This window comes from Mycobacterium sp., assembly GCF_040509115.1.
Taxonomy (GTDB): domain Bacteria; phylum Actinomycetota; class Actinomycetes; order Mycobacteriales; family Mycobacteriaceae; genus Mycobacterium.
Genome location: NZ_JBEVLO010000181.1, coordinates 1 through 7,481, shown reverse-complemented (window position 1 = coordinate 7,481; position 7,481 = coordinate 1). Strand labels below are relative to the sequence as shown.

Below are 7,481 nucleotides of genomic sequence, written 5' to 3'. Positions count from 1 at the left end.
TTGGCCATCGATTTCGGGTCCTCGAATACCGCGGCGGCCTATCGGGACGGGGCCGGGGTGATCCGGGAGGTGCGGTTGTCCTCGGCGGGGGCGTTGATGCCCTCGGCGGTGCTGTACACCGCGGATCGGGTGTTGGTGGGTCGCGCGGCGGTGCAGGCGGCGTTGACCCGTCCCGATGGGTTCGAGCCGGCTCCCAAGCGGCGGCTGGCCGAACAGGAGATCCTGCTGGGCTCGGATCTGGTGGCCACCACCGATCTGGTGGCCGCGGTCGTGGCGGAGGTGTACTCCCGGGCGGTCCGGGTGATGGGGACCGACCCGGTCGAGGTGGTGATGACCCATCCCGACCGGTGGGGTCCGGGCCTGCGGCAGCTGCTGCGCGACGCCGCGATCAAGGCCGGGTTGGCTCAGGACCGGATCCGGCTGGTCTCCGAGGCCACCGCGGCGGCCTGGTACTACACCGCCACCGGGGTGGACCTGCCGGTCGGGGCGCGGTTGGCGGTCTTCGACTTCGGGGCGGGCACCTGCGACGTGGCCGTGTTGGACAAGCAGGCCGACGGCAGCGTCGCGGTGATCGCCGCCGACGGTGTCGAGGGTTTGGGCGGTCAAGACCTCGATGCCCGCATTCACACCTGGGTGGCCCGCCAGCTCGCGCTCACCGATCCGACGCTGGCCGCCGAACTGTCCGACCCCGGCAACATCGCCGGGCAGTTGACGTTGGCCGACCGGATCCGCGATGCCAAGGAAGCGCTCTCCGAGGCGTCCTCGGCGTCGATCGTCACCTCCGGAGCGGCGGGCACTCACGTGTTGCAGCTGACTCGCGAGGAGTTCGAGGCACTCATCGCCGCTGATGTCGACCGTGCCGTGGCACTCACCGAACGGGTCCTCGGCCAAGCCGACGGCGTGCGTCACCTCACCGAACCGATCACCCTCTACTTGACCGGCGGCTCCTCGACCATTCCCCTGGTTCACACCCGCCTGGGCGCACTGGGCGCCATCGGCATCCTCGGCGACCCCAAAACCGTTGTCTCCCAAGGCGCACTCCACACTCCCACCCACACCCCACCACCCACCCCACCCACACCCAACCCACCACCCACACCCAACCCGCCACCCAAACCCGACCCGCCACCGGTCACCGACCTGGTTCTGGCCGGCGACGCTCTCCGTCGCAAGATCCCATCCCGCGCCGAGCCGCCGCCCAAACCATCGCCCCCGCCCACGGCGCGACCCACACCGCGATGGCGGCGCAAGAAGATCGTCATCCCCGCCGCAGTACTCCTCACCATCGCCACCATCGTCATCGCCGTGATCACCGCCACCTACGATGACGGTCCTGCCCAAGTCGAGTTGCCGTTCACCGGACTCAGCGGCCCCCAGAGTGTGGCGGTCGACGACGCAGGCACCGTGTACATCACCGACACCTTGAATCGCCGCGTGCTCGCACTCGCCCGTGGATCCAGCACGCAACGGGAACTACCCTTCACCGACCTCAGCGGCCCCCAGGGGGTGGCAGTCGATGACGCAGGCACCGTGTACGTCACCGACATCGGCGTAGTCGCGCTGGCCCGCGGATCGAATGCGCAGCAGGAGCTGCCGTTCACCGGACGCGGCGGCCACCAGGGGGTAGCCATCGACGACGCAGGCACCGTGTACGTCACCGACATTTCGGACAACAACGTGTCCTCGCTGACGCGGGGATCCAGGACGCAGCAAGAGCTGCCCTTCACCGGCATCAAGTTCCCCACCGGTGTGGCGGTCGACGGCGGGGGCACCGTATACGTCACCGACAGAACGAATAACCGCGTGCTCGCGCTCAGTACGACGACCGAAACGACTCCAAGGACCACCGGCACGCTTCCCCCGCCCGAACCAGCGCCGGTGCCGACGGCAACGTCGAGTGAGACAAGCCTCAGCCCAACGTCGGGGCTCCTCGAGATTCCCGGCTTGCCGCCCATCACGCTGCCCGGATATGTCCCGCCGGAGCCTGCACCTTCTACGGCGCCCAACTGACGACATCTCCCGGCCGAGGCGTTCGCACCATCACAATGCTCGCGCACGCCTATGTTGGCGGGCAGCGAACTTTCGCGTTCGCCGTCACCGGATCATCGGTAGTGATCCGAACAGGAGGGGACCATGCCTACCGGCCACCGATCACGGCGCCGAACAGCGATGCGAGTCGCCGCGCTCATAGATGAGGTCGAGCCACATCTGAGGACCGCGGATGCGCTGCGCCTCTCCGCTCTTCGCGATGACCTCGACAGCACTCTGCGCGTGGCTCTGGTAGGCCGAGTGAACTCCGGCAAATCCACGCTGCTCAATGCGCTTGTCGGCCAGCGGGTGGCACCCACCAACGAAACCGAATGCACGAGAGTCGTGACGTGGTATCGATTCGGGGCGCCTGCCCGGATCGAGGTCGTCGGATTGGATGGATCGTCGTCGACGATCGGGTTGCATCGGGGCCTGCCCGACGATCTGGGGCGCCCCCCCGATGAGATTGATCATGCCGTCGCCTATCTCCCATCAGCTACGTTGCGCGACTACGAGCTGATCGACACGCCTGGATTGGCTGGAACCAATTCGACGAGTTCGGTAGCCACCCGTCGTGCGTTGGGCGATAGCAGTGCGGCTAGGACGATGGTTGCCGCCGACGTGAAGGTCTTTCTCAGTGACGGGGCTCCTCGGAGCGACGAGCTCACGTTCCTGAAGGAGATCGGCGCGGGGCGCGTAGACACCTTGGCGCTTCTGTCGCACGCCGACGCCTTCGGACAAGGTGCCTTGTTCAGCTCCGCGGATCCGATCGAGCTGGCCGGACGTCACGCTGTCACACTGCACCGTCGGCTGGCACACGTCGCGGGGGCCGTCGTCCCCGTGTCCGGCCTGCTGGCCGAGACCGTGCTCACCGGGCGCCTCACCGAGGATGATGCCCGCGCACTGCATCGTCTGGCCTCCGTCGATGACGAGGAACTGATCGGCCTGTTGAGCGGAGACGACCCGTCCGATGACAACGGCGCCAATGTCGGGCGACTGCTCGAGCGTGTCGGCGAGTACGGAATCATGTACGGCCGGAGGCATTCTCACTCCGGCGCTGCGAAACTTGGCCAGTGGCTGACCGAGAGATCAGGACTGGCCGCAGTGCGCACCGAGATATTGAGTCGCTTTCTGCATCGCAGTGACGTGCTCAAGGCCCGACGGGTGTTCGCCGAGCTGCGACGGCTCGCATCCGATTCGCCGAACCGAGCGGAGATCCATTCGATCCTTGAGGCTGCACAGATGGAGCCGGAGTTGCATGGGCTCAGGGAGCTGCAAGCCTTGGAGTTGATGTTGCAGTGGGATCCTGAACATCGATTGGTGACGACCCTCGACCGTCTGACCTTGGCCGCAGACGACGCCTCGAAATTGGAGCTCGGCGCGGACACGGACCAACCAACGGTCGCCGAAGCCGCCAAGGTCGCCTGCGTGCGTGCGCACCAAGAGCGGATGACGGCGGTGTCAGCGGCCGAACGTGAGGCATGGACGGTTTTGGAGCGCAGCTACCAACTCATCTTCACCGCCGCCCTGAGATCGTCAGTTGGCGGGTGACGCATAACGAGACAGCTGTCGGTCGATGGCCGCCAGCGCCTGCAGGCGACCTGCTTCGATGGCTTGAATCTCGGCGACCGCGTCCTCGCGTTCGGAGCGCGTCCTTCGAGCGGCGAGGTTGGCGTCCTTGATCAAGGCTTGAAGCTGTTCGATCGACAAGGCGAGGTAGCGCCGATACTCGTCGAAGATGATGGGGCGGATAGTGTTCGTACGCTCCTGCAGCTCGCGGACGACGTCGTTTCGAACCGCTCCAACCGTTGTGTTGAGCCATTGCTGGAGATTCTGCCGCCCAGCCTTCACGGCGCGGAAGCCGAGATTCACCGCGATCCACGCGCCACCGAGAGCCAGGCTCACAGGCCACGCCACCGCTGCGGCCGCGCCAATTCCCATGGCCGCCAACACACCGTGCCCCAACGTGTTCGAACCGATGACGCCCAAGGTGAGCACCTGCGGATCCAGCACACCGGCCCGGCGAGGCTTGTCGTCCGGAACCCGAATGGAGTTCAATTTGTCCAAGGACAATTCGATGTCGGCACCCAGCGTGCGCACCAGCGTTGTGACTGAAGCGATGTAGTCATCGGAGATCTCCGCCACCAAGACCTCGAGATCGGCCGTTACCTCGGCGATCAACAACTGCGGAGAGCGCCGGATCGCCTCCCATTTGGTCGTGTCAATCCTGTTGCGCCACTTCGTCTTGAGTTCGTCGAGTTTCTCGTCGAGCAATCGTGTCGTGGCGTACAGCAGCGAGGTGAGGTCACTGCCGAGAAAATCCCTCCACCCGCTCTTCTCTTCCTCCTGCAGCTTTTGAAGACGTTGCTTCTCCGCGGCGAGCCCCTGAATCAATTCATCGCCGCCTTGGTTCGCCGACTGCTGCAGGGCCAGCTGGTCACCCAAGCGGTCGAGACCGGTTCGCAGCATGCGCATCGCGTTGACTCTGACGAGCCGATCCTCCTCATCGCAGACGCGCCGCAGATGGTCAGCCAGATCGGGGACGCCCGAGTGCCGTAACGCCGTGTCGCGGCGTTCGCCAGCTTCCGTTTCAAAGGCCGCGGTGGCGCGCGCGCTGGAGACGCCCACGATCGGCACGTGGGAGAACCGCGGTGCGTGTTCTTGGAGTAGACGACGGTTCTCGTCGACGATCGCGCGCCAGTGGCGCAGGTTCTTGTCAGTCTTCGTCACGGCGATGACGACGGATTCCACCTCGGCGCTGACCGACTGCAGGAACTCGATCTCGACATTGGTGATCGGGGTCGTCGAGTCACACACCATCAGCAGCGCGCTGGCCCGAGTCGCGGCATCGGTCGTCAAGCGGATGTGGGCGGGGTTGAGTCCACCGACACCAGGCGTGTCCACGATCGCCACATTCGGCAGGAACGCGCTGTCCATGACCACCTCGGCACCGATTGGCAATTCGTCGACCTGGTCGTCGAGCACCTGTGTTCCCTCTGCGGTGACCCAATTCGGCAGATCGCGGCAATCGATCCTGCGCTGCCGACCGCCGGCGAAGAGCAGCGTCGTTTCGCCTTCACCATGCGCGTCGCTTCCCGGAACGAATCGGATGAACGCCGAGGTGGCGATGTCGACGCCGACGGGGCTGGCGTCTCGCTTGCCGAGCAAAGCGTTTACTAGTGAGCTCTTTCCACGCTTTACCTCTCCGATGACGACCAGCGTCGGCTTCCGGGACGGCGCGGCCATCACTAGCTTGGCACGATCGGCGACCTCGGGCATGCCGTGCGTTCGCAATACTCGACTTGCCTCGGCAATCGCCTTGTCCACGTTGGGGTCTGGCTGTGTCCGTGGTGACGTGTTGGATGTCACGACAACGTCTCAGCCATGCATTTCACGGCACGTGGAGCGTCGGATCCGTCGTCGGCGGCGGGGATCGTCGACCAGTCGGCTGCCTCCACCGGTCATGTGCGAGGCCCCCCAACACTGCCGGAGCCGTCCTCGCCACCGAGACCCGGCAGCGTGTGCTGCTCGCTTACCGGCTGGACGTCCTCACCCGCGGGGGGGATGGTCAGTGTCTGGCCCGGGTAGATCAGTTCGGGATCGCTGATTCCGCTCGCCTCGGCGATGCGCCCGTATTGCGACCCGTCGCCGTAGACGGCCTGAGCGATGTCCCACAACGTGTCACCACTCTTGACGGTGTGAAACTGAACGGGGGAACCGCCATCGGATTCGGACTTGCCGACCGGGTGCCCGACACCCTCGCCCTTACCGTCGTCGAGTAGCTCGGCGGCTCCCGGGATCAGGTCGTTGAGCTGGGCTTCGCTCACGACGACAGTCTGTGCGTTGTCGAAATCGCCGTCGCCGTCTCGATCAACGGCCACCACGTACGAATCATCCTCCCGCGTGACGAGCACATCCGGTTGTCCGTCTCCGTCGACGTCGTACGCAATGGTGTCGGCGGCCCGGTCGCCGCCGGTGTCGTGAATCAGCTCGAGCTCTCCTGTGCTCAGGGCTTCCTTGATCGTCTCGATGACGCCGTCGTCATCGAAATCCTGCAGCGGGGTGTTGGTTTGGGTGGGGTCGACGAAATCGAGTTGAGCGTCGTCGTCCGTCGGTCCGTCGTGCTCGACGCCCGACGTCGACCCGTGGTCATCGAAATTGGTCGAGTCACTCATGGGATGTGCCTTTCATTGAGTGTCGATTGATTCTTCGACGACTTGGCGCCGTGAAGTGTTCCCGAAGGATCGATGCGGCCAGCAGGATTCGACCACCGGGGATTCGGGAGGATTCGCGCACTACGGGTTCCGCGCACTCTCGGTCACGGCCATCCAGCCTTGTCCTTGGGTTCTGCCGATGTTGCACGACACCTGCTTGCTGCCCGCCGACCAACTCGCTTGGGACACGGTCTTGAGGTCGAGGACCCGTCCAGAGGTCGCCAGCTTCGCGGGCGCCAAGTATGCGTCGGCTGCTTGCGTACAGGCGTCGGTAATGAATGCACGCTGGTCAGCGTCGGACGGCAGCCCGCCGGGAAATCGTGCTGCCAGGTCGACTGCTCCGGTGACCTCGAGTGCGTGGGCCGTCTTGCAGTCCACCGGGATATCCGTTGAACGGTTGGACGAGTCGATGCCGAGGCAGGTTCCGACGGGCCAAACCTTGGATTGGTCGAGGTCGGCGACGCGGCCCTCGAACGGGATCGGTTTGCCGTCGGCGCCGAGCAATTGCAGACCGCACAGCAGCTTCCGTCCGGTGGTGCCGTCGGCAGCTCCCGCCCACAGCACACTGATGGTGAACCTACTGTTCGGGTCGTAATGCGGGCCGAGGTAGTCGCGTACGGCGGCCTGACATGGTTCGCCGAAGCTGTCCATGTCGACGGGACTGGCAACCTCGAACATATGGTTGAACCCACACTGAACTGGCGACGGCTTGTCGGGATTGTCGGGCGGCCAGTAAAGGCACGTACCGCTCTGCGCGTCGGCGAATTCGACGCTCGCGCGGCTGGCCGAGGTTGGATCGTCGCCTCGTGCAGGGGTGGGAGCAGGGGCGACGGTGGGGACGTCGGTGGTGAGGACGTTGTCGGTCGTGAGCACCGCGGTGACGATCGCGGCCGTGATGGTGGCGATGGTGAGGAGTGCTGCGGCGGGGATGACGATCTTCTTGCGCCGCCATCGCGGTGTGGGTCGCGCCTTGGGCGGGGACGACGACTCTGTCTGCGGCGGAGCGGATTCGGGTGCCGTGTCGTTCCGATCGGCGTTGCTCGGTACCGGGCTGGCCGGTGCGGGTGGGGCTGGACGCGGTCGGGGTGTGGGGGGGTTGGGTGTGGGTGGGGTGGGTGGCGGGTCGGGGTGGGGTGTGGGTGTGGGTGGGGGTGGTGGGGTGTGGGTGGGAGGGTGGAGTGCGCCTTGGGAGACTACGGTTGTGGGGTCGCCGAGGCTGCCGATGGCGCCCAGGGCGCC

At 65.6% G+C, this 7,481-nt stretch carries 5 protein-coding genes; 2 read left to right on the top strand and 3 right to left on the bottom strand.

All coding sequences use genetic code 11. The features are described 5' to 3' along the window. Positions 1 to 2,010: Hsp70 family protein (locus ABW137_RS12945; RefSeq protein ID WP_526400472.1), on the top strand; the 2,010-nt coding region annotated here is incomplete at its 5' end. Between the two features lie 123 nt (positions 2,011 to 2,133). Then, positions 2,134 to 3,579, top strand: coding sequence for a dynamin family protein (locus ABW137_RS12940; RefSeq protein ID WP_526400470.1), 1,446 nt, complete (start codon positions 2,134 to 2,136; stop codon positions 3,577 to 3,579). On the opposite strand, the gene ABW137_RS12935 is transcribed toward ABW137_RS12940, so the two are convergent. From ABW137_RS12935 to ABW137_RS12925, 3 genes are all read right to left on the bottom strand, one after another. After that, positions 3,565 to 5,397, bottom strand: coding sequence for a dynamin family protein (locus tag ABW137_RS12935; RefSeq protein WP_526400468.1), 1,833 nt, complete (start codon positions 5,395 to 5,397; stop codon positions 3,565 to 3,567). The genes ABW137_RS12940 and ABW137_RS12935 overlap by 15 nt on opposite strands. A gap of 92 nt (positions 5,398 to 5,489) precedes the next feature. Next, the gene (locus ABW137_RS12930) at positions 5,490 to 6,203 is read right to left on the bottom strand and encodes a LysM peptidoglycan-binding domain-containing protein (RefSeq protein WP_526400466.1); all 714 of its coding nucleotides are present in this window, start codon (positions 6,201 to 6,203) and stop codon (positions 5,490 to 5,492) included. Between the two features lie 120 nt (positions 6,204 to 6,323). Continuing rightward, on the bottom strand, positions 6,324 to 7,481 hold a 1,158-nt coding region (locus ABW137_RS12925), incomplete at its 5' end, for a septum formation family protein (RefSeq protein ID WP_526400464.1).